The sequence below is a fragment of the Streptomyces sp. NPDC096311 genome, from assembly GCF_044763085.1.
GTDB lineage: Bacteria > Actinomycetota > Actinomycetes > Streptomycetales > Streptomycetaceae > Streptomyces.
Genome location: NZ_JBIWFN010000002.1, coordinates 635,702 through 656,665, shown reverse-complemented (window position 1 = coordinate 656,665; position 20,964 = coordinate 635,702). Strand labels below are relative to the sequence as shown.

Here is a 20,964-nt window from a genome sequence, read left to right as displayed (position 1 = left end):
TTTCGCCAGGCCGTACGCACACATGGCGTACGGAACCGGCGAGACAGGACACAGAGAGCTCCCGTGCGGCGCCCGCGCCCCGGACGGCGGCACCGCGCATCGCGCGAGCCGCGGACGTCACCGGCACTGCCGGACCAGGCGCGGCGCCCGGGAGCCTGACGGGAGATCCACCCGCATGCTCGAGCCGACCGAACCCGCAGAGTCCTCAACGGGCTCCGACAACAACAACACTCCGAGCGACACCCTGCCGCCACGGCGCCGCCGCCGTGCGGCGTCGCGTCCGGCCGGCCCGCCCACGGGCGCGGCCGAGACCCAGGCCGTGGCCGAGACCACGGCTCCGGCCATACCGCCGGTGGCATCCGCTGAGGCCATGGCGACCACCGAGGTCGTCGAGGCCCCCGAGGTTCTTGAGACCGAAGAAGCCGAAGAGACTGAAGAGACGGTAGGGGAGGCAGTGGCTCAGGCCGCTGTCGCCGAGCCGGTCGAATCGGTCGAGCCCACCGAGGACGCCGCTCCGCGCCGTACACGCCGCCGCGCCACCCGTCGGGTGTCCGCGCCCGCCACCGCGTCGGTGACCGCCGAGGCGGACCGGGCCGCGGAGACCGTGGTGCCCGCGACCGCGCCCGCCGAGACCGAGGCCCAGGTCGAAGAGGCCCCCGCTGCCGAAGCGGCCCCCGCCGTCGAGGAGGAGGCGACGCCCGCCGCCCGTCCACGGCGCCGTGCCACCCGTCGCGCCTCCGCGCCCAGCGGTGCGCCCAAGGCGGCCGAGGCCGCCCGGACCACCGAGACCGCTCAGACCCCCGAGGCCCCTGAGGTCACTGAGACCCCTGAGGTCGTCAGGGAGCCCGTCGAGGCGCAGGCCGAAGAAGCCCCCGCCGCCGAGGACGCCGCGCCCCGTCGCACCACCCGTCGTCGCGCCACCCGGCGCGTCTCCGCGCCCGCCGGTGCGCCCGAGGGCGACGCCGCCGACGAGCGTGTGGAGGCGCCCGTGACCAGCGAGACCAGCCCCAGCGAGAGCAAGCCCGCGGCCGAGGCCGAGAGCAAGCCCGCCGCGGAGGCCGAGACCACGCCCGCCGCCGAGGCCGAGACCGCCGAGGACGGCGCCCCGCGCCGGACCCGCCGCCGTGCCACGCGCAAGGCCGCTGTCGGTTTCTCCGCCCCCGCGCCGAAGGAGGCCGAGTCCGCGCGACGGCCCGCGCGTCCGGCCGTCGCCGTGTTCCAGGCGCCCGTGTTCACCGAGCCGATGTTCCAGACGCCGGAGCGGGCCGCCGCCGCGGCTGCCGCCGAGGCGGCGGAAGTGGCCGCCGAGACCGCCGAGGCCCCCCAGGCCGAAGAGGTCGTCGAGGCACCCGTGGCCGTCGAGGAGGAGACGGGCGGACGCCGTCGCCGTCGCCGCCGGGCCGTCGAGGAGGCACCCGCGGCCCCGGCCGCGGAGCCCGTCGACGAGGTGGAGGAGCCCGACGAGTCCGCCGAGGACGGCGCCGAGGACGACGAGTCCGAGGAGGAGTCCGCGGGCTCGCGCCGCCGTCGCCGTCGTGGTGGCCGTCGCCGTCGCCGCGGCGAGTCCGCCGAGGCGGACGGCGAGGCCGGTGACGACGAGTACGCGGCCGAGCAGGCCGCGCAGGACGCCGAGGACACCGCCGAGCAGGCCGAGGAGGACGCCGAGGAGGCGGACGAGCGCGACGAGCCGGGCGGTTCCGGCTCCAGCAGCAGCCGTCGCCGCCGTCGGCGTCGTCGTCGCGCCGGTGACTCCGGCCCCGAGGCCGAGCCCGGCGAGAACGACCCCGAGCGCACGGTCGTCAAGGTCCGCGAGCCGCGCGGCAAGAAGGACGAGCACCCGTCCGACGAGGTGCAGTCCATCAAGGGCTCGACCCGCCTGGAGGCCAAGAAGCAGCGCCGCCGTGAAGGGCGCGAGCAGGGCCGCCGTCGCGTTCCGATCATCACCGAGGCCGAGTTCCTGGCCCGCCGTGAGGCCGTCGAGCGTGTGATGGTCGTCCGCCAGAGCGGCGAGCGCACGCAGATCGGCGTCCTCGAGGACAACGTGCTCGTCGAGCACTACGTCAACAAGGAGCAGTCGACCTCGTACGTCGGCAACGTCTACCTGGGCAAGGTCCAGAACGTGCTGCCGTCGATGGAGGCCGCCTTCATCGACATCGGCAAGGGCCGCAACGCCGTGCTCTACGCCGGTGAGGTCAACTTCGAGGCGCTCGGCATGGCCAACGGGCCGCGCCGCATCGAGAGCGCGCTGAAGTCCGGTCAGTCGGTCCTCGTGCAGGTCACCAAGGACCCGATCGGCCACAAGGGCGCCCGCCTCACCAGCCAGGTCTCCCTGCCCGGCCGCTACCTGGTCTACGTGCCCGAGGGCTCGATGACCGGAATCAGCCGCAAGCTGCCCGACACCGAGCGCGCGCGCCTGAAGACCATCCTCAAGAAGATCGTTCCCGAGGACGCGGGCGTCATCGTGCGCACCGCCGCCGAGGGAGCGAGCGAGGACGAGCTGGCCCGCGACGTCGAGCGCCTGCAGGCGCAGTGGGAGGACATCCAGAAGAAGGCGAAGAGCGGCGGCAGCTCGAACGCGCCGTCCCTGCTGTACGGCGAGCCGGACATGACCGTCCGTGTCGTCCGCGACATCTTCAACGAGGACTTCACCAAGGTCATCGTCAGCGGCGACGAGGCGTGGGAGACCATCCACGGGTACGTGTCCCACGTCGCGCCCGACCTGGCCGACCGTCTCTCGAAGTGGACCTCCGAGGTCGACGTCTTCGCGACGTACCGCATCGACGAGCAGCTGATGAAGGCCCTGGACCGCAAGGTCTGGCTGCCCAGCGGCGGTTCGCTGGTGATCGACAAGACCGAGGCCATGGTCGTGGTCGACGTCAACACCGGCAAGTTCACCGGTCAGGGCGGCAACCTCGAAGAGACCGTGACCAGGAACAACCTGGAGGCGGCCGAGGAGATCGTGCGCCAGCTGAGGCTGCGCGACCTGGGCGGCATCGTCGTCATCGACTTCATCGACATGGTCCTGGAGTCCAACCGGGACCTGGTGCTGCGGCGCCTTCTGGAGTGCCTGGGACGCGACCGTACGAAGCACCAGGTCGCCGAGGTGACCTCGCTGGGCCTGGTGCAGATGACGCGCAAGCGTGTCGGCCAGGGTCTGCTGGAGTCCTTCTCGGAGACCTGCGTCCACTGCAACGGCCGTGGCGTGATCGTGCACATGGAGCAGCCGACCTCGGTCGGAGGCGGCGGCAAGCGCAAGAAGCGCGGCCGTGGTGGCGCCGAGCAGGTCCCCGAGCACGACCACGAGCTCGAGCACACGCACGAGATCGCGGAGGAGCCGGAGACGGTCGAGAGCGAGGCCGAGGTGGCCGCCGAGGTCGCCGCGCCCGTCGCCCTGGTCGAGCAGGAGTTCCAGCCGGACGAGGAGCTGTACAGCAGCGCCGCCGAGGCGGAGGCCGCGGCTTCCCGTGGCGGCCGTTCGCGGCGCCGGGCGACCCGGCGCGTGTCGGCTCCCGCGGGTGCGCCGAAGGCCGAGGAGCGTGCTCCCCGGGGCCGCCGTGAGGAGCGGGCCGAGCGGACCGAGCGGGCTCTGACGTCCCACGAGGCCGCCGCGTCCGAGCCGGTCGCGGTCGAGGCGCCGGTCGCCGAAGCGGCCGAGGTCACGCCGGCCGCTGAGGCCGCTCCGGCCCCCGTGGTCGCCGTACCGGAGGACGAGGCCGCTCCCAAGGGCCGTACGCGTCGTCGCGCCACCCGCAAGGTGTCGGCTCCGGCCGGTTCCCCGAAGGCGGCGGAAGAGGCCGTGGTGACGGTTACGGAGCCGGTCGCGGCGCCCGTGCCGGAGGCAGCCGCCGAGGTCGTCGAGCCGCAGCCCGCGCCGGTCGCCGAGGTGGCCGCCGAGGTCGCCGCGCCGGCCCGCCCGCGTCGCCGCGCCGTCCGCAAGGCCACCGCGCCCACCGCGTCAGAGGAGGCGGCCGTCGTGGTCGTCCCGTCGGCCTCGGCGGAGCCGGCCGAGGCTCCCGCGGCGGTCGAGACGGCGGCCGAGACCGCGGTCGAGACGGACGCAGAGGCCCCGGCCCCGGCCAAGAAGACGGCCGCCCGCAAGACGGCCAAGAAGGCGACGGCGAAGAAGGCCGCCACCAAGAAGACCGCTGCCAAGAAGACGGTCGCCAAGAAGGCCACGGCCAAGAAGGCGACCACGAAGAAGGCGGCCGCCAAGACCACCGCGAAGAAGACCGCGGCGGCCGAGCAGCAGGACCGTTCGACGGTCTCGGCGACCACCGAGGACTGACGCGGAACCGGCGGAGGGCTGACGGAAGTCGGTCGCTCCGCTGCTCCGACAGCATGCCGGTGGCCCGGTTTGACCCCTCAAGCCGGGCCCCGTAATCTAGACCGTCGGCGTGTCCCCTGACGCGCCGCACCCCCGTAAACCTCTTCCTCCCGTAATTCTGCGTGTCATGCGTGTTCGCGTGCCGTGCGCTTCGGGAGAGGCCGCTCGCGCAGCGCGTGGCTGGACTGCGGGGTTCCGTTCCGAGCGAGAGAGAGATCCGCGTGTACGCCATCGTGCGCAGCGGTGGTCGCCAGCACAAGGTTGCTGTCGGCGACATCGTTGAGGTTGACAAGATTTCCACTGCCAAGGTTGGCGACACGGTCGAGCTCTCGACCCTGCTCGTTGTCGACGGCGACGCCGTGACCAGCGACCCGTGGGTCCTTGCCGGCATCAAGGTCCAGGCCGAGATCGTGGACCACCACAAGGGCGTCAAGATCGACATCCTTCGCTACAAGAACAAGACCGGTTACCGCCGTCGTCAGGGCCACCGCCAGCAGTACACGGCGATCAAGGTCACTGAGATCCCCGCGGCTGCGAAGTAAGGGACTGAGGAGAGATGGCACACAAGAAGGGCGCATCGTCCACTCGGAACGGTCGCGACTCCAATGCTCAGCGGCTCGGCGTGAAGCGCTTCGGCGGTCAGGTCGTCAACGCCGGTGAGATCCTGGTCCGCCAGCGCGGCACCCACTTCCACCCGGGCAACGGCGTCGGCCGTGGCAAGGACGACACGCTGTTCGCCCTTGACGCCGGTGCGGTGGAGTTCGGTACCCACCGTGGCCGCAAGGTCGTGAACATCGTTCCGGTCGCCTGACCGGTTCTTTCGCGAGGCGGACCTCACTTCCCGTACGGGAAGCGGGTCCGCCTTTCGCGTGTTTTGAATAGAAGCGGCTCTGTGGCATACAGGGCTGCGCAGGACTTTCGTACGTAACTGGAGGCACATCCCATGACCACCTTCGTGGACCGCGTCGAGCTGCACGTCGCCGCGGGTAGCGGAGGCCACGGCTGTGCCTCCGTACACCGGGAGAAGTTCAAGCCGCTCGGCGGCCCGGACGGCGGCAACGGCGGCCGGGGCGGTGACGTGATGCTGGTCGTCGACCAGTCCGTGACCACGCTGCTCGACTACCACCACAAGCCGCACCGCAGTGCCACCAACGGCAAGCCCGGCGAGGGCGGCAACCGTTCCGGCAAGGACGGGCAGGACCTGATCCTGCTGGTGCCGGACGGCACGGTCGTGCTCGACAAGGCGGGCAACGTCCTCGCGGACCTCGTCGGCCACGGCACGTCGTACGTCGCCGCACAGGGCGGTCGCGGTGGCCTCGGCAACGCGGCGCTGGCCTCGGCCCGCCGCAAGGCGCCCGGCTTCGCGCTGCTCGGTGTCCCCGGTGACTTCCAGGACATCGTCCTGGAGCTGAAGACCGTCGCGGACGTGGCCCTCGTCGGCTACCCGAGCGCCGGCAAGTCCTCGCTCATCTCCGTCCTGTCGGCCGCCAAGCCGAAGATCGCGGACTACCCGTTCACGACCCTCATCCCCAACCTGGGCGTGGTGACGGCGGGCGAGACGGTCTACACGATCGCGGACGTGCCCGGTCTCATCCCCGGCGCCAGCCAGGGCAAGGGCCTCGGCCTCGAGTTCCTCCGCCACGTCGAGCGCTGCAGCGTGCTGGTCCACGTGCTGGACACGGCGACCCTGGAGTCCGAGCGCGACCCGGTCACCGACCTCGACACCATCGAGGAAGAGCTGAAGCAGTACGGCGGCCTCGGCAACCGCCCGCGCATCGTCGTCCTCAACAAGATCGACGTGCCGGACGGCAAGGACCTCGCCGAGATGGTCCGCCCCGACCTGGAGGCCCGCGGCTACCGCGTCTTCGAGGTGTCTGCGGTTGCGCACATGGGCCTGAAGGAGCTGTCCTTCGCGCTCGCCGAGCTGGTCGGCACGGCGCGCGCCGCCAAGCCCAAGGAGGAGGCGACCCGGATCGTCATCCGCCCGAAGGCGGTCGACGACGCCGGCTTCACCGTGGTCCAGGAGGAGGACGGCCTCTACCGCGTGCGCGGCGAGAAGCCCGAACGCTGGGTCCGCCAGACCGACTTCAACAACGACGAGGCCGTCGGCTACCTCGCCGACCGTCTCAACCGCCTCGGCGTCGAGGCGGAGCTGATGAAGGCGGGCGCCCGCTCGGGCGACGGCGTCGCCATCGGCCCCGAGGAGAACGCGGTCGTCTTCGACTGGGAGCCCACCGTCATGGCCGGTGCGGAGATGCTCGGCCGCCGTGGTGAGGACCACCGTCTCGAAGTCCCGCGGCCCGCCGCGCAGCGCCGCCGCGACAAGCAGGCGGAGCGCGACGACGCGGACAAGGAGTACGACGACTTCGAGCCGTTCTAGGCCGACGTTCCCGGTCCCGCTGCCGCCGTTCGTTCGGCTGCGGGTGGGCGGGGGTTGCTCGCGCGGTTCCCCGCGTCCCTGAAAAGGGGCGCGGGGAACCGCGCGATCTTTTGGGTATGAGAGGTCGCCCTTCACCTTCTTGTCATGCTCTTGATTAACTCCGTTCAGCGAGCGGGCCACTGCGGCGTGTGAGCCTCCCGATGTCCAAGGGGCCACCGACGCAGGGGAGTTCACCGATGACCGGAACCGTCTCGCGCGATCGACGCCGCTTTCTCACCGCCGGCGCCGCGGCCCTGGGGGCCGCCGCCACCAGCCAGTTGTGGCTTCCGGGCACCGCCCGCGCCGCCGAACCCCCGCTGCCCGCCGGGGTGTTCACCCTCGGCATCGCCTCCGGCGACCCGCTGCCCGACGCCGTCGTGCTGTGGACCAGGCTCGCCCCCGACCCGCTGAACGGCGGCGGTATGCCCGACCGCGCGGTACCGGTGGAGTGGGAGATCGCTGAGGACGCCCGTTTCGGAAGGCCGGTGCGGCGGGGCGTCGCGCAGGCGCTGCCCGAGTACGGGCACAGCGTCCACGTCGACGTCCGCGGACTGCGCCCCGACCGCGCGTACTGGTACCGCTTCCGCGCCGACGGCCAGCTCTCACCGACCGGCCGCACCCGCACCGCCCCGCACCCCCACAGCTCCGGCGGCTCGCTGCGCGTCGCGCTCGCCTCCTGCCAGAACTGGCAGAACGGCTACTTCACCCCGTACGCCGACATGCTCGCCCAGGATCCCGACTTCGTGCTCTTCGTCGGCGACTACATCTACGAGTCCGCGCCGTCGGCGACGGCCGTCCGCCGGCACGAGGGCGGCGGGGAGCCGTACACCCTCGTCCAGTACCGCAACCGCTACGCGCAGTACCGCACCGATCCGCACCTCCTGGCGATGCACGCCGCGGCGCCCTGGGTGGTCACCTTCGACGACCACGAGGTCGACAACGACTTCGCCGGGGAGATTCCGCAGGACCCGGCCAAGCAGTCGCACGACGCGTTCGTGGCCCGGCTGACCGCCGCCTACCAGGCGTACTACGAGCACATGCCGGTCCGGGCGACCGCGGTGCCGAACGGTCCGCACATCCGGATGCACCGGCGGCTCGACTTCGGCCGGCTGGTCCGGCTGAACGTCCTGGACACCCGGCAGTTCCGCAGCGACCAGGCGACCACCCAGGCGGGCGCCGAGGACCCCTCGACGACCATGCTCGGCGCCGAGCAGAAGGCCTGGCTGCTGCGCGGGCTGCACCACTCACCGACGCGCTGGAACCTGATCGCCTCGCAGATCATGATGGCCGAGACCGATCTGCAGATCGGCCCCGGCAAGCTCTGGTTCTACGACGCCTGGGACGGCTACCAGGCCGAACGCAACGCGCTCATGGGGGAGTTGTCCACCGTGCGCAACCCCGTCGTGCTGACCGGGGACCGACACCTCACCATGATCAGCGACCTCAAGAAGGACTTCGCCGACCCGGAGTCCGACGTCGTCGGCGCCGAGTTTGTCGGGACCTCCATCTCCAGCGGCGGTGACCAGGACCAGGTGGCCTTCCACAACGAGTGGGACCCGCGGATGCCGGACAACCCGCACTGGAAGTTCATCGACGCCCACCGCGGCTACCACCTCTTCGACATCCGGCGCGACGGCATCGACGCCACCGTCCGCGCCCCGGAGACCGTGCTGCGGCCGGACGCCGCGTCCAGCACGCTGGCCCGGCTGCGGGTCGAGGCGGGGAAGCCGGGCGTGCGTCTGGTCTGAGCGGCGTTGTTCTGGGGCTCACAGATCTCATGGAACTCTCAGAACTCATGGGATTCCTGGGACTCATGTCAGTCCCAGGACATTCTCAGGTAAGGCTCAGGCAAGAGATTTAACCTCCCTTGACCATGGAGACCGACTGTACGCATCACGACTCGGCGGCCCCGGAGGCGGAGACCGGCGAAACCGTCCCGAAGAGCGCCCCCACACCGCTGCCCCCCGGCACCCGGCTGCTGCACATCGGCCCGCACAAGACCGGGACCACGTCGATCCAGAGCGCCCTGTTCGCCGCGAAGGACGCGATGGCCGGGCACGGCGTCGACTTCCCGGCCCACAGCAGGCACCCGATGGAAGCCGCCCTAGCGGTCTGCGCCCGGCCCGGGATGATGGGCGACGCCAAGCCCACCGAGAGGCACTGGCAGCGGCTCGTCGACGCGGTGCACGCCACCGGCAGGCGCACCTCGGTGGTCAGCAGCGAGTTCTTCGCCGACGCGCCCGACGACGAGGCCATCGCCCGGATCGTCGACGACCTCGGCCGGGGCCAGGGCCGGGATCAGGGCCGGGTTCATGTCCTGATCACCCTGCGGCCGCTGGCGAAGATCATGCCCTCGCAGTGGCAGCAGTACGTGCAGAACGGTCTGCGCATGGGCTACGAGGACTGGCTCGAACACATGCTGCGCAAGGCCCCGTACGAGAAGCCCAATCCGAGCTTCTGGCGCCGTCACCGCCACGACCGGCTCGTCGAACGCTGGGTGCGGGTCGTCGGTGCCGAGAACGTCACCGTCGTGGTGGTCGACGACCGCGACCGCGACGGTCTGATGCGCACCTTCGAATCCCTCCTCGGCCTGCCCGACGGTCTCCTGGTGCCGGTGCCGGACACGGCCAATCGCTCACTCACGCTCGCCGAGACCGAAATGCTGCGGAAACTCAATAGGGAGTTCCGCGGCAATGGGCTGCCCGACGAGGTGTATTCCAGGATGGTGCGTGGCGGCGCCGTCATGCATATGAAGAACGCCTGCCTCCCGGCCCCGGACGACGCGCGGATCACCACGCCCCGCTGGGCGCTGGAGGCGGCCGCCGGTATCGGCGCGGAGATGGCCGGGCGGATCGCCGCCATGGGCGTACGGGTGCTCGGTGACCCGGCGTTGCTGTCCGTCGTACCCAGCGTCGCGAGCGCCGAGGAGACGAGGACGCCGCGGATCGATCCCGAGGTGGCGGCCCATGCGCTGTACGGGGCGCTCGCCGTGGCGGCCGCGACTCCCGCGTATCCCCCCGCGTCCGTGCGCTCGGTTCACCAGACCCCGTCCAGGGAACTCGTCCGGGTTCTCGGTCACCGGGTCCTCAAGCGTCTGAAGCGGGCGTGAAGAGCGCACGTAAAACGTGTGCAGTTACTCACAGCAAATCCGGACAATACGGTTCGGGATCTCGAAGGACACCTGCCTGCAAGGTGAATAGCCGGTTGCGCGCACATAAGCAGCAGAGGGCGCTCACCTTGCATGGCAGTAACGGAAAGTGGGAGCATCCCAAAGTTCCCTGTCGCCCCAAGGTAGGTCACCTGTGTCTGAGCACTTTGCCAAGCCCCGTACCACCGCAGTGATCCTGGCCGGCGGCACCGGTCAGCGCGTGGGTCTGTCGATTCCTAAGCAGCTGCTGAAGATCGCAGGCAAGGCGGTCATCGAACACACGCTGACCACCTTCGAACAGGCCGAGTCGATCGACGACATCATCGTGCTGATGGCTCCCGGCTATGTGCCGGACGTCGAGAAGATCGTCGCGAAGGCGGGGCTGAAGAAGGTCACTCAGGTGATCGAGGGCGGCTCGACGCGGAACGAGACCACCGAGCGCGCGATCGCCGCGCTCGGCGAGGGTCTGGCCGAGGGCGAGGACGCCAACGTCCTCTTCCACGACGCCGTGCGCCCGCTGCTGTCCGAGCGAGTCATAGACGACTGCGTCACGGCCCTGGAGCGTTACCAGGCCGTCGACGTCGCCATCCCCTCCGCGGACACGATCATCGTGACCCGCACCCACGGCGAGGACGGCGAGTTCATCACCGAGATCCCGGACCGCTCCCGGCTGCGCCGCGGCCAGACGCCCCAGGCGTTCAAGCTGTCCACGATCCGCCGCGCCTACGAGGTCGCGGCGGGCGACCCCAACTTCCAGGCCACCGACGACTGCTCGGTCGTGCTCAAGTACCTGCCGGACGTGCCGATCCACGTCGTCGCGGGCGACGAGTACAACATGAAGGTCACCCAGCCCGTCGACGTCTTCATCGCCGACAAGCTCTTCCAGCTGGCCTCCACCGCCGCCCCCGAGCAGGCCGACGAGGCCGCCTACCGCGAGCTGCTCAGCGGCAAGACCGTGGTGGTCTTCGGTGGTTCGTACGGCATCGGCAAGGACATAGCCGAACTCGCCGAGGGGTACGGCGCGAAGACCTACGCGCTCGGCCGCTCGACCACCGGCACCCACGTCGAGAACCCGGAGGAGGTCGACGACGCGCTGTCCACGGCGTACGCCGAGACCGGGCGCATCGACTACGTCATCAACACCGCCGGGGTGCTGCGCATAGGCAAGCTCGCGGAGACGGACAACGCGACGATCGAGGAAGCGCTGAAGGTCAACTATCTGGCCCCGGTGCAGATCGCCCGCTCCGCCTACAAGTACCTCGCCGAGAGCAACGGCCAGCTGCTGCTCTACACCTCCAGCAGCTACACCCGTGGTCGCGCCGAGTACAGCCTCTACTCCTCCACCAAGGCCGCCATGGTGAACCTCACCCAGGCGCTGTCCGACGAGTGGGCAGGCGACGGCATCCGCGTCAACTGCATCAACCCCGAGCGCACCGCGACCCCGATGCGCACCAAGGCCTTCGGCCAGGAGCCCGCGGGCTCGCTGCTCTCCTCCGAGGCGGTCGCGCGCACCTCGCTCGACGTCCTCCTGTCCGAAATGACCGGTCACGTCATCGACGTACGCCAGCAGGACCCGACTGCCGGCGCCGGACGGGCCTCCGGATTCGAAGCGGCGCTGGCCAGCGTGTTGGACCGGCAGGACGGCGTGGCATAATTAACACCCATTAGTTTTCCTGGAATTCAGGCCTCTGAGTCTGCGCGTTTGCCGCGTATTCACAGAGGCCTGAGTCAGTAAAATTCCCGGATTGTCCGCGATCGCCCGCAAGGTCCTTTTCGTTATTCAAGCAGTAACAAAACCGGCACACACCCCCCAAGAGCAGGTTTATCCGTGATATCCACCGCTATACGCGTTGCCCGGGTGGGCAGTGCGGCCGAGTTGGCCGCGGCGGCCCTCATGATGCTGGGCTTCCCCTGCCTGATGCTGGCCGCGCTTCTCCCGAGCGTCGGTGCCTTCGCCGCCGCGGCCGCTGTGACGTACCTGGCGGACCACTATCTGCACCGGCGCGGCAGCTATCTGATCAACCGCCTCAGCAAGGTGCGCGCCGGTCTGTCCATCAGGTTCCTGATCCGACAGCTGCTCCTGGTCCTGCTGCTCGCACGCCTGGACCTGTCCGACAGCATGGTCTTCTACGCGGCGATCGCGTGCTTCCTCGCCTTCTACGGCTTCCAGGCCCCGCACAGCGCGCTGATCACCATGATCCGGCTGCGCCGCAAGATGCCGGTCGCCACCCGCAACGTCGACCTGGCCTCGCGCATCCGCATCCCGGACGCACCGCCGCGCGCCCTGCTCAACCGGGCCGCCGAAAAGATGCTCCACCTCGACCTGCTGGCCGTCGCCGGCGTCCTCGTCACCGGGGCCACCGACACCAACGTGTACGGCTTCGCGGGCGTCGGGGTCACGCTGGTGCTGGCGTTCGTCTACGTCGTCGTGCTCGTCCCGTACATCCGCGGCAAGAAGACCCCGCCGAACGCGGACACGGTCCTGGCGGCGGTCGACGGCTGGCTGCGCGAGTACCGCCCGGAGACGGTGCTGTACTTCTCGGGCTCCAAGGACTCGGCGTACCAGGTCAACATGTGGCTGGAGACGATGGAGCAGCTGGACACCCGGCCGCTGATCATCCTGCGCGAGCGCGCCATCCTGGAGCGCATGGCGCCCACCACGGTGCCGGTCATCTGCGTGCCCGGAGGGGTGCACCTGATGAACATGGACCTGTCCACGGTGCGTGTCGCGCTGTACGCGGCGAACGTCGGCAAGAACATCCACATGCTGCGCGTCCCGACCATGAAGCACGTCTTCATCGGCCACGGCGACAGCGACAAGCTGGCCAGCGTCAACCCGTTCAGCAAGGCGTACGACGAGGTGTGGACCGCCGGTCGTGCGGGACGCGACCGCTACGCCATCGCCGACGTCGGTGTCCGCGACGACGACATAGCGGAGGTCGGCCGCCCGCAGCTCGCCCCGATCCAGACCTGGCGGGGCGTGCCCGAGGGGCGTATCCCCACGATCCTGTACGCCCCCACCTGGGAGGGCTGGGACGACAACCCGGGCAACACCTCGATCCTGCTGGCGGGCGCCAACATCGTGCGCGCGCTGCTGAAGGCCGAGCAGCCCGTCCGCGTCCTGTACAAGCCGCACCCGTTCACCGGCACCCGCAGCCCGCAGGCCAAGACCGCGCACGAGAAGATCGTCGCGCTGGTCGAGAAGGCGGCCGCCGAGCGCGCCGCCGACCCGCGCTTCGCCGTCGACGCGGCGGCCCAGTTCGCGGCCAGGGCGGAGCTGGCCCGCATCGGGGCCCGCATCGAGAAGCTGACCGGTGTCACCGAGAGCGGCGACGAGGCCGAGGCCACCCGCGACGGCATGGTCGACACGGCCGCGCACGCCGAGGTCGCCCGGCTGCGCACCGAGTGGAACGACGCCTACTGGCGCTCGTTCGGCAGCTGGGAGCACCGGGTCATCACGGGCGCCGAGCCGCGCCTGTACGACTGTTTCAACGTCTCCGACGCGATGGTCTCCGACATCTCGTCCGTGGTCTCCGACTTCATCGCGAGCGGCAAGCCGTACGCGGTCACGGACTCCGCGGAGCTGGGTGTCGAGGAGTTCAAGCGGCAGAACACCGCGGTGCGTGCCGCCGTGATCCTGTCGAACTCGGCGAGCGAGTTGGGCGAACTGCTCGCCGAGGTCACCGACCCGTCCGCGGACGAGCTCGCCGCCGACCGCCGGGAGCTGAAGGAGTACCTGCTCGGCCCCGACGAGCCGGCGTCGATCGACCAGTTCAACGCCGCGGTGCGCGACCTCGCGAAGAAGTCCCGGGCGCGCAACCTGGGCCAGGAGACCGGTGCGTCGGCCGCCGCCGTGGAGCTCGCGAACGGAGTTCCCGGACAGCGCAAGGCTTCGGCGGACGAGACGGGCGGCGCGGCCGTCAAGGGCTGATCCCTCTCTCGCCGTGTAGTCGTCTCGCCGAGCAGTCGCCTCTCCGAGTAGTCAGTGACAGGGCCCGGCCCCGAGGAGCATCCTCGGGGCCGGGCCCTGTCTCGTTCCCCGTAAACCTGTGAACCGCATCACATTTGGGGTCCGGTGAGGCAACCTCTCAGTACTTTCAACCGTCTTTGAGGTAGCCCTTGAGGTGATACGGGGGAAATGTTCGGATGACAATGGAGAAACGTGACCGTGACGCAGCCTGATGTGAGCGTGATCATCGGGGCGTACGAGGCCATGCCCTACCTGGTCAAGTGCCTGGAGTCGGTCGAGGCCCAGACACTCGACCCCGCTCGTATCGAGGTCATCGCCGTCGACGACGGGTCGAAGGACGGCACCGGCGAGTACCTCGAGGAGTTCGCGGAGCGTGCGGCCATGGCTGTCACGGTGATCCGGCAGGCCAACTCCGGCGGCCCCAGCGGCCCGCGCAACGTCGGCCTCGACAAGGCCCGCGGCCGGTTCGTCTTCTTCCTCGACGCCGATGACTACTTCGGCCCCGAGGCCCTGGAGCGCATGGTCGCCATGGCCGACGAGCACCGCACGGACGTCGTGCTCGGCAAGGTCATCGGCGTCAACCGCAACGCCCCCAAGTCGATGTGGGGCAAGAACCAGCCCCGTACGGACGTCTTCTCCTCGCAGATCAAGTTCACGCTCAGCGCGCAGAAGCTCTTCCGGCGCGAGCTGCTCACCCGGCACGACATGCACTTCGACGAGTCGCTGAAGACCGGTGAGGACGCCCTCTTCACCATGGAGGCCTACCTCCGCGCCGACGGCGTCTCCGTGGTCGCCGACTACGACTGCTACTACCTCGTCGGCCGCGACGACGGCAAGCACGTCACCAAGAGCGGCAGCTACACCCTGCGCTTCGACTCCGCCCGCGCCCTGATGGGCCTGATCGCCGAGCACGTGCCCGCGGGCAAGCGCCGCGACGGCCTGATGGTCCGCCCCTTCCTCGTCACGCTGCTGCCGCAGTTCGGCCCCGTCTTCCTCAGAGACGACGAGGAGGTCAGACAGAACAAGCTCGTGCTGGCCAAGCCACTGATCGACGCGTACTGGACCGAGGGGGTCGCGAACCGCCTCAAGGTCAACGAGCGGCTCCGGGTGAACCTCGCCGGTCAGGGCCGGGGCGACCTGCTGGTGGACGTCCTGGACTTCATCAAGAAGAAGAAGGCGCCCACCCTTCACGTGGATCCGCGCAGCCGCAAGGCCTACCTCGCCTACCCGCACTTCCGGGACAAGACGGCGCCGCTCCCGGACGGCTGGTTCGTCCCGACCTCCCGCGAGACGGTCACCATCGAGAGCTTCAAGTTCGCCCCCGCCGCCCACTTCCCGGGCATGCGCACCGCCCGCAAGATGGCGCGCAAGATCCTCGGACCGCGCCGCGCGGGCTGACGAAGAGGCCCGTTCCGCGGCCTGGAGGGCTACGGAACGGGCGCTCGGTGAACCACCTGGCCACCAAGACCGCCGATGAGGGCTTGCTCAAGGCCGATGAAGGCTGGTCAAGGCCGGCAAGGGCTACTGGCGCCCCGCCTGCAGAGCCTTCCGCAGCGGGCGCCCCACCGCTCGCCGGGCGATGCGGTAGACGGAGCGCTGCGGCGCCGCAGCGGCCGCCGGCTTCACGGCGGTCTTGCGGGCCTTGTCGAGTTCGCGCTTGAGCTTCGCGTTGTCCATGGACAGTTCGCCGATACGGGTCTGGAGCCAGCCGAAGCGGCTGGTCAGCGAGGCGATGTCGGAGTCGTTCCAGGGGCGGATGCCGGCCGGGAAGTCGAGCGAGCGCAGCCGCTTCTCGTGCGCCGCGCCGCCGTCGCCGTGCGTGAACGTGTTCTCCAGGCCGTTGCGCTCCAGGAAGCCCATGAAGCGGTCGAAGCGCTCCTGGTGGCCGCCGGTGAGCGAGCCGAAGTCCGCCTCCGCGTACAGCTCGGCCGGGTCGAGGTCCTGCGGCAGCGCGTTGATCCTGCGGTGCGGGATGCCGAAGTAGCGGCACAGTTCAAGGGTGCGCGAGTCGCCGCACAGCACGGTCGCGGGCGTACCCGCCAGCAGCGCCGCGATATTGCCGTGGATGCGGGAGCCGAACGAGAAGTCGAAGTCCCGCAGGTCGTCGATCCAGGTCACGGGGTCGATGTACACACGGACCTTGTCCTCGCGGTACATCGGGTGATCGGGGTGCGTGGGCATCGCGGTGACGGAACCGTTCGGATCCGACAGGTCGCGCCAGTGCAACTGGCGGCCGTCGCTGAGGTTCTGTCCGACGAACCGCAGGTGAGGGTAGCGGGCGTGCGCCCGGCGGATGACGCCGTCCAGGCCCTGGGACTTCACCGCAGTGTGCGAGCCGTTGATCGCGACCCGGGACTCGGGACCGAGCGCGGGCGCGTTCTTGCGTACGTCGAGCTCCCTGCCGTACATGAACATCGACGGGCAGCCGATGACCTCGACGTCGCGGAAGCCCATGTCCTTCAGGTATCGCTCGGTGAACTCGCCGCGCACCCCGATGGACGCGCTGCGCTCGAGCACGGCGGTGACGAACTCTCGGACAGCCGGTTCCATGGGCTTCAGCCTGGCCGGGTTGTAGTCCAGACCGGTCTGTGCGCCGATGCCCGGCACGACCACCGGGATCCGCAACTTGCTGATCAGCTGCGTCAGCCGCCTGAGCTGGGGCTCGAACGAGGGCCGGAACGCGTTGGCCAGCGGAACGACGAAGGCGTCGTACTCCTCGTTGATGCGGCCCGCGGCGGCGACGTTGGTACGGATGCCGTTCGACACGACCTCGGCGCGAGGCGTCTCGAGGATCTTGTGCGCGGCGTCGCTGAAGATCAGGTTTCCCGCGTTGGTGGCGATGACGTCCTGGTGGAGGGCCTGCTCCACAGGGACGACGTCGTACGGGCTTTTCCCTGATCTCAGGAGTATGCGCTTCACCGGATGAACATTAGATGCCACGTTGGTCAACTTATCTTTGCGCCATCTTTAAGTTCTATGAGGAACCCGCACAACCTTTTTTGCATACGCGGGACGTGAGCGAGCGGCTACGCCCCGGTGATCGCGAGGGGGCGGGCACCGTCCGCAGGCTGGACCGACGGGCGCCGCCCCCGCCCGTTCGCGTAGATTGCCGGGCGGGACCGACGCGAGGGGACACACCGCAGGTGGCAGGGCAGGTGACTGGGCACATGGCAGGCCAGGTGGCAGGGGCGAGGCAGGCCGTGGCCGGGGCCCACAGGATTGTCGTCAAGGTGGGTTCCTCGTCGCTGACCACGGCCGCGGGCGGACTCGACGCCGACCGTGTCGACGCGCTCGTCGACGTCCTCGCCAAGCACCGCAGCGGCGGCGAGAAGGAGATCGTCCTCGTCTCGTCCGGCGCCATCGCGGCCGGCCTCGCCCCGCTCGGGCTGCGCCGTCGCCCCAAGGACCTGGCCCGGCAGCAGGCCGCCGCCAGCGTCGGCCAGGGCCTCCTGGTCGCCCGCTATACAGCCTCCTGCGCCCGCCATGGCGTCCGTGTCGGTCAGGTGCTCCTCACCTCCGACGACACCAGCCGGCGCGCCCACCACCGCAACGCCGCCCGCACCCTCGACAAGCTCCTCGCGATGGGTGCCCTGCCGGTCGTCAACGAGAACGACACCGTCGCCACGGACGAGATCCGCTTCGGCGACAACGACCGGCTCGCCGCGCTCGTCGCCCACCTCGTACGGGCCGACCTGCTCGTCCTGCTCTCCGACGTGGACGGCGTGTACGACGGTGACCCCAGCAAGCCCGGCACCTCGCGGATAGCGGAGGTCCGCGGACCCGGGGACCTCGCGCACGTCGACATCGGCACCGCGGGCAAGGCGGGCGTCGGCACCGGGGGCATGGTCACCAAGGTCGAGGCGGCCCGGATCGCGGCGGCCGCGGGCATCCCGGTGGTGCTCACCTCCGCCGTGCACGCCGCCGAGGCCCTCGCGGGCGGCGACACCGGCACGTACTTCCACCCCACCGGCAAGCGCTCCGCCGACCGGCTGCTGTGGCTGCAGCACGCCTCGACCCCGCAGGGCGCGCTCGTCCTGGACGACGGGGCCGTGCGCGCGGTCGTCGACCGGCGCACCTCGCTGCTGCCGGCGGGTATCGCGGCCGTCGAGGGCGACTTCACCGCGGGCGACCCCGTCGAGCTGCGCGACAGCACGGGGCGGGCGGTCGCACGGGGCCTGGTGAACTTCGACGCCAAGGAGATTCCCCAGCTCATCGGGCGCTCGACCCGCGAGCTGGCCCGCGAGCTGGGCCCGGAGTACGAACGCGAGGTCGTACACAGGGACGACCTCGTGCTCCTGCATCCGTAAGACGCCTGTTCCGCACCACCTCTGAAACAGCTGTCCAGTACACCCGTAAAAGGCCGATTCCGAGGCCCCCGCCGGGGGACGTTGTGTAAAAGTGCCACACGGCGGCTCCCCACCTGCTCAACTTTGTTGCGGGGAGACCCCGATACAGCCCGATGCAGTACGACGATTGCGGACCATTGCGAAAAGGAGGCCGTCGTGAGACGAGTGCGCCCTGGGGCGGCGGCGTCCCGCGGCGGTGCCGCCTCCCGGGCGGGTGGTCCGGCTTCCCGCGCGATGGGCGAGGAACGGGCCCTGACGAGCGTCGCGGCCGGTGACAGCTACGCGGGCGAGAGGCCGGCCGACCAGCCCCGGCTGTGGCACGTCACGCTGAGCGTCTCGGGTGGCGAGGCACCGCTGAAGGAGGTCAGGCGTGCCCTCGAACAGCTGGCCCACGACCACCCGTTCCTGCTGACCAGCCGCTACGCCAACGACCACGCGGAGATCCGCTACTGGGAAGAGGCCCGCGACCTGCACGACGCGGCGGCCGTCGCCCTGCGCCTGTGGGGCGAACACCGCCAGACCGCCAAGCTCCCGCCCTGGGAGATCGTCGGCCTGGAGGTCATCGACCGCGAGACGTACCACCAGCGGATCGCGGAGGGGTATGGGCCACTTCCGGCCACTCCGGTCGGAGTCCATCCCTTTTGACCCTGTCTCGGGGTGTGGGACAGCCGCGGGACGGGTCCGTCCGGCGCACTACCCTTCCGATATGACCACGCTCTCGCCGTACGACTCGATGTCCCCGGTCACCCAGGCCGCCTACCGCGCCAAGGCCGCCGCCGCCGATCTCGCACCCCTGCCGCGGGCCGAGAAGGACGACGCGCTGCTCGCGATCGCGGACGCGCTGGAGGTCCGTACGAGCGAGATCGTCGCGGCCAACGCCAAGGACATCGCGCGCGCCCGCGAGGCCGGCACCAGCGAGACCGTCATCGACCGGCTCACGCTCACGCCCGAGCGTGTGCGCGCCATCGCCTCGGACGTGCGGGACGTCGTCTCGCTGCCCGACCCGGTCGGCGAGGTCGTACGCGGCTCGACCCTCCCGAACGGCATCGACCTGCGCCAGGTCCGCGTCCCGCTCGGCGTCGTCGGGATCATCTACGAGGCCCGCCCGAACGTCACGGTCGACGCCGCCGCCCTCTGCCTGAAGTCCGGCAACGCCGTCCTGCTGCGCGGCTCCTCCTCGGCCTTCGAGTCGAACACCGCCCTGGTCCGAGTGCTGCGCGACGCCGTGGGCGGCGCCGGACTGCCCGCCGACGCCATCCAGCTGGTGCCCGGCGAGGGCCGAGAGTCTGTGCGCGAGCTGATGCGCGCCCGCGGTCTGGTCGACGTCCTCATCCCGCGCGGCGGGGCCTCGCTGATCCGCACGGTCGTCCAGGAGTCCACCGTCCCCGTCATCGAGACCGGCACGGGCAACTGCCATGTGTACGTCGACGCCAACGCCGACCTCGGCATGGCGATCGACATCCTGATCAACTCCAAGGCGCAGCGGCCCAGCGTCTGCAACTCCGCCGAGACGCTCCTCGTGCACCAGGACATCGCCCCCGAGTTCCTGCCGCGCGCCCTGGACGCCCTCGCGGACGCCGGAGTCACCGTGCACGCCGACGAGCGAGTCCTCGCCTACGCCAAGGACTCCAAGGCCACCGTCGTCGAGGCCACGCCCGAGGACTGGGAGACCGAGTACCTCTCGTACGACATCGCCGCCGCCGTCGTCGACTCGCTCGACCGGGCCGTCGAACACATCCGGCTGTGGACCTCCGGCCACACCGAGGCCATCGTCACCACCTCGCAGCAGGCCGCCCGCCGCTTCACGCAGCTGGTGGACTCCACCACGGTCGCCGTGAACGCCTCGACCCGCTTCACCGACGGCGGCCAGTTCGGCTTCGGTGCCGAGATCGGCATCTCCACGCAGAAGCTGCACGCGCGGGGACCGATGGGGCTGCCGGAGCTGACGAGCACCAAGTACATCGTCACGGGCGACGGACACATCCGGCGCTGAGCCCGCGCTCCGCGTGAGCCGCGTCTCGTCAGGCGGATGAATTTCCATACCGTCTGCCCAAAATGACCCCCCAGGTCTACTCTGGATCCGTGCCGGAGGACGTGGGGGGCACGCCGTTCCCTGACGGCTGGGAGCCCGACGACGACCGCGACCGCGGGGGTGCGGACGAAGAGTTCGCCTCCGTGGTCTTCGACGAGGACTTCGTACGTGCGGCGGTGATCCATGAGCCGACCGCCGTCGAACGCCTCCTAGCAGCCGCGCAGGCCCGCGCGGAGGCCTCAGAGGCCGAGGCGCGCCGGGCACACTCCCGGGGTGCCCGCGGCGACGACGAGCGCTACGAGGACGGGTTCGGGCCCGACGGCCCTGGTGATTTCGACCATGACCCGGACCTGGACGACCTCGACGACACCGAGATCCTCGAAGGCCGCTACGGAGTGCCGGGCTCATACGGCAGATACGGCAGGGCCTACGGAAAACAGGCCCGCTGGCACCGCCCTGTCGCCTGGGTGCTCGCCCTCGTGATGGGCGTCGGCATGGTCGCCCTGGCCTTCACGGCGGTCTACCGGGGGGCCTCCTCGGGCCGCCAGGACCAGGTCCCGCCGCCCGCCTCCACGGGCCTCGAACAAGGCCAGGACAAGGTCACCGGCACCGGCCCCTCCGCTTCGGCCGAGTACTCCCATTCGGCCGTGTCCGCGGTTCCCCGAACGCCCTGACACCCATGGTGCCCGCGCCGTCCCTGACTACCCTTCGAACATTCTGACGAT

14 protein-coding genes are annotated in these 20,964 nt (G+C 70.2%); 13 read left to right on the top strand and 1 reads right to left on the bottom strand.

Annotation, left to right across the window (positions count from 1 at the left end; translation table 11 throughout):
• Window positions 1-175 precede the first annotated feature (175 nt).
• From ACIRA5_RS07560 to ACIRA5_RS07520, 9 genes are all read left to right on the top strand, one after another.
• Complete coding sequence (locus ACIRA5_RS07560) at window positions 176-4,285, top strand: Rne/Rng family ribonuclease (RefSeq protein WP_403688310.1); 4,110 nt, start codon at window positions 176-178, stop codon at window positions 4,283-4,285.
• A 260-nt stretch (window positions 4,286-4,545) separates the two neighbouring features.
• Window positions 4,546-4,866, top strand: a complete 321-nt coding sequence (gene rplU / locus ACIRA5_RS07555; protein WP_006374708.1) for a 50S ribosomal protein L21 — start codon at window positions 4,546-4,548, stop codon at window positions 4,864-4,866.
• Between the two features lie 14 nt (window positions 4,867-4,880).
• A complete protein-coding gene (rpmA, locus tag ACIRA5_RS07550; protein WP_028802588.1) occupies window positions 4,881-5,135 on the top strand; it encodes a 50S ribosomal protein L27 in 255 nt (84 codons plus the stop codon).
• A gap of 132 nt (window positions 5,136-5,267) precedes the next feature.
• Window positions 5,268-6,704, top strand: coding sequence for a GTPase ObgE (gene obgE / locus ACIRA5_RS07545; protein ID WP_403688309.1), 1,437 nt, complete (start codon window positions 5,268-5,270; stop codon window positions 6,702-6,704).
• Between the two features lie 236 nt (window positions 6,705-6,940).
• A complete protein-coding gene (locus tag ACIRA5_RS07540; protein WP_403688307.1) occupies window positions 6,941-8,491 on the top strand; it encodes an alkaline phosphatase D family protein in 1,551 nt (516 codons plus the stop codon).
• Between the two features lie 125 nt (window positions 8,492-8,616).
• Window positions 8,617-9,852, top strand: a complete 1,236-nt coding sequence (locus ACIRA5_RS07535) for a hypothetical protein (protein ID WP_403688305.1) — start codon at window positions 8,617-8,619, stop codon at window positions 9,850-9,852.
• A gap of 193 nt (window positions 9,853-10,045) precedes the next feature.
• Window positions 10,046-11,545, top strand: a complete 1,500-nt coding sequence (locus ACIRA5_RS07530) for a D-ribitol-5-phosphate cytidylyltransferase (RefSeq protein WP_403688303.1) — start codon at window positions 10,046-10,048, stop codon at window positions 11,543-11,545.
• A 174-nt stretch (window positions 11,546-11,719) separates the two neighbouring features.
• The gene (locus ACIRA5_RS07525; RefSeq protein ID WP_403688300.1) at window positions 11,720-13,822 is read left to right on the top strand and encodes a hypothetical protein; all 2,103 of its coding nucleotides are present in this window, start codon (window positions 11,720-11,722) and stop codon (window positions 13,820-13,822) included.
• A gap of 231 nt (window positions 13,823-14,053) precedes the next feature.
• Window positions 14,054-15,259: a glycosyltransferase family 2 protein gene (locus ACIRA5_RS07520; protein ID WP_403688297.1), complete on the top strand. Its 1,206-nt coding sequence runs from the start codon at window positions 14,054-14,056 to the stop codon at window positions 15,257-15,259.
• 123 nt (window positions 15,260-15,382) lie between these two features.
• On the opposite strand, the gene ACIRA5_RS07515 is transcribed toward ACIRA5_RS07520, so the two are convergent.
• Window positions 15,383-16,780 carry a polysaccharide pyruvyl transferase family protein gene (locus ACIRA5_RS07515; RefSeq protein ID WP_403688294.1) on the bottom strand — a complete coding sequence of 466 codons (1,398 nt, stop codon included), beginning with the start codon at window positions 16,778-16,780 and terminating at the stop codon, window positions 15,383-15,385.
• A gap of 281 nt (window positions 16,781-17,061) precedes the next feature.
• Between ACIRA5_RS07515 and proB the strand changes: the two genes are divergently transcribed.
• The 4 genes from proB (at window position 17,062) to ACIRA5_RS07495 (ending at window position 20,913) form a co-directional block, all read left to right on the top strand.
• Window positions 17,062-18,168: a glutamate 5-kinase gene (gene proB, locus ACIRA5_RS07510; RefSeq protein WP_403688639.1), complete on the top strand. Its 1,107-nt coding sequence runs from the start codon at window positions 17,062-17,064 to the stop codon at window positions 18,166-18,168.
• Between the two features lie 195 nt (window positions 18,169-18,363).
• Window positions 18,364-18,852, top strand: coding sequence for a hypothetical protein (locus tag ACIRA5_RS07505; RefSeq protein ID WP_403688291.1), 489 nt, complete (start codon window positions 18,364-18,366; stop codon window positions 18,850-18,852).
• 61 nt (window positions 18,853-18,913) lie between these two features.
• On the top strand, window positions 18,914-20,200 hold the full coding sequence (locus ACIRA5_RS07500) for a glutamate-5-semialdehyde dehydrogenase (protein ID WP_403688289.1): 1,287 nt from the start codon (window positions 18,914-18,916) through the stop codon (window positions 20,198-20,200).
• A gap of 62 nt (window positions 20,201-20,262) precedes the next feature.
• A complete protein-coding gene (locus tag ACIRA5_RS07495) occupies window positions 20,263-20,913 on the top strand; it encodes a hypothetical protein (RefSeq protein WP_352046199.1) in 651 nt (216 codons plus the stop codon).
• Window positions 20,914-20,964: the final 51 nt, after the last annotated feature.

What these genes read in the sequence shown, in the direction of transcription:
- ACIRA5_RS07560 (WP_403688310.1), top strand. Translation starts at nt 176, where the DNA reads ATGCTCGAGCCGACCGAACCCGCAGAGTCCTCAACGGGCTCCGACAAC.
- rpmA (WP_028802588.1), top strand. Translation starts at nt 4,881, where the DNA reads ATGGCACACAAGAAGGGCGCATCGTCCACTCGGAACGGTCGCGACTCC.
- obgE (WP_403688309.1), top strand. Translation starts at nt 5,268, where the DNA reads ATGACCACCTTCGTGGACCGCGTCGAGCTGCACGTCGCCGCGGGTAGC.
- ACIRA5_RS07540 (WP_403688307.1), top strand. Translation starts at nt 6,941, where the DNA reads ATGACCGGAACCGTCTCGCGCGATCGACGCCGCTTTCTCACCGCCGGC.
- ACIRA5_RS07535 (WP_403688305.1), top strand. Translation starts at nt 8,617, where the DNA reads ATGGAGACCGACTGTACGCATCACGACTCGGCGGCCCCGGAGGCGGAG.
- ACIRA5_RS07500 (WP_403688289.1), top strand. Translation starts at nt 18,914, where the DNA reads ATGACCACGCTCTCGCCGTACGACTCGATGTCCCCGGTCACCCAGGCC.
- ACIRA5_RS07495 (WP_352046199.1), top strand. Translation starts at nt 20,263, where the DNA reads ATGACCCCCCAGGTCTACTCTGGATCCGTGCCGGAGGACGTGGGGGGC.